At 48.3% G+C, this 1,889-nt stretch carries 3 protein-coding genes and 1 pseudogene; 1 reads left to right on the plus strand and 3 read right to left on the minus strand.

From position 1 onward, the window contains the following. The 3 genes and pseudogenes from B3W37_RS14475 to B3W37_RS14485 all read right to left on the minus strand — a co-directional run. Positions 1-354: pseudogene (locus B3W37_RS14475) on the minus strand (hypothetical protein); the annotation flags it as partial. Continuing rightward, a complete protein-coding gene (locus tag B3W37_RS14480) occupies positions 344-1,039 on the minus strand; it encodes an ABC transporter ATP-binding protein (protein ID WP_481038468.1) in 696 nt (231 codons plus the stop codon). The gene B3W37_RS14480 and the pseudogene B3W37_RS14475, both read right to left, overlap by 11 nt. Continuing rightward, positions 1,032-1,409, minus strand: a complete 378-nt coding sequence (locus tag B3W37_RS14485) for a GntR family transcriptional regulator (protein ID WP_481038469.1) — start codon at positions 1,407-1,409, stop codon at positions 1,032-1,034. Before B3W37_RS14485 ends, B3W37_RS14480 begins: the two co-directional genes overlap by 8 nt. Before the next feature lie 184 nt (positions 1,410-1,593). Here B3W37_RS14485 and B3W37_RS14490 point away from each other — a divergent pair. Further along, positions 1,594-1,889: molybdopterin-binding protein (locus B3W37_RS14490; protein ID WP_483176227.1), on the plus strand; the 296-nt coding region annotated here is incomplete at its 3' end.

The following is a 1,889-nucleotide window of genomic DNA, read 5'->3' on the forward strand; positions in this document are numbered from 1 at the left end:
GCTGACCAGGACCGCCAGGGTTCCTGCTATATAATTTGTTACCAGGGCGGCCATTTTTGCGCCCAGAACCAATGCTCCTTTTACCGGCAGGGATAAGAGCATATAGATGGTATTGCTTTTCCATTCCCGGTATATAAGCTTAAATGATGAGATAAAGGGCAGAAAAGCGGCCAGCCCCAGCAGCATCAGATTAGGCAGCACCAGAATATGCGCATACGGAGTATGATTCAGTTTAAAGAACAAAAAAAGGTTGACTACGACCGCAAGTCCTGCCACGATAATGGTTTCAGCAGCTAAATCCCGCATCTCTTTAGCATATAGGGCAGTAAACATTTTTAAACGCTTAGCCTGCATGACGGAAAGCCTCCTTCATAATTTCAACCAGGGACATAGCCCGTTCCTGGCGAAGATCTTCAGCATTGCCTATAAGCTTGATCCGGCCGTTGTCAATGAAAACTACCTCATCGATTATATTTTCGATCTCGGCAATTTCATGGGTAGATATGATGATGGTCTGTTCTCCCTCACGAAAGCCCCTGATCAAAGTGCTGATAATCTCCTCACGGGTAAGCACATCGATGCCCGAAAGCGGTTCATCCATCAAAACATAAGGGGCTTTGCGGGAAAGGGTCAAGAGCAATTTTACCTTGGCCCGCTGCCCTTTGGATATGGAAGCGACTTTCATGTCTTCATTTAAATCCAGGTATTCCAGCAGTCCTTGAAAACGGTTCTGGTCCCAGTCGGTATAAAAAGAGCGCAAAAAGGCAGCGGCTTGCTTAACCGTCATCCAGTTGTAGAGGTGGTCGATTTCGGGAAGAAAGGCCACCTTTTCTTTAACTTGCTGCGGCGGCTGGCCGTCAACCAGCACCTGGCCGCGGTCGGGGCGATTCAGGCCGGCTATCATCTTGAGTGTGGTTGATTTGCCGGCGCCATTAGGCCCGAATAGTCCGGTGATTTTTCCGGGATGAAATTGATGGGAAAAATCGTTTAAAGCTATGGCCTTGCCAAATGCTTTACTAACATGTTGAAATTCAATCACGTGGTTTGCCTCCCTCTGCAGTAATCTCACTGACCAACCGGTTTATAATTTCCTGGTCATCGAAGCCCAGTTCGCGCATTTCCAACAGGTAGTGCCGCACGTATTCGCGGGCCATTTCGGTTTTGCTCTGTTCCAGGCTTTGATCGGATATCTTCACAAAAGTCCCTTGACCGCGCACCGTTTCTACAATATCCTGCTGCTCCATCTCTCGATAGGCGCGTTGTACGGTATTGGGATTGACCTTGGCTATTTCAGCGTATTCCCGTTGTGAGGGAATCTTGTCACCCCTCCGCAAATCGCCGCGAATCATCTTTTTCAAGTATCCGCTGATAATCTGGCGGTATATCGGGCGTGAAGGATCGAATGCCAACCGGCTCACCTCCCACTAGTGTACTATAACACTAGTGTACTAATGATTAGTGCAATTGGCAAGCAAATTTTTCAACATGGCAGAAAGCCCGGAAAGAAATTGATGACCGCCCACAGTTCTGGTGTCCTATCCGCAGAAAATGCTTATAATAATAGGGATGGATTGAAGGAGTTGAAACGGAGCTATGAAAAAGGCCTATATAATATCAACCGGAACTGAACTGCTGCTGGGGACTACGGTGGACACCAATTCCATGTTTCTAGCGCGGAAATTGGCCGAATTGGGCCTCAAAGTGATGGGAAAAAGCATTGTTGGGGATAACCGCGATACTATCGCGGCTGCTTTCAAGACCGGGTTAGAAATGGCCGACCTGGTGGTAGCCTCGGGAGGTTTGGGACCTACTCGGGATGACCTGACCAAAGAGGTGGTCTGTGAACTTTTGGGATGTGAACTGCAGGTAGTGGAAGAAGAGCTTGAGGC

The organism is Syntrophomonas sp. UBA5494 (assembly GCF_002426325.1).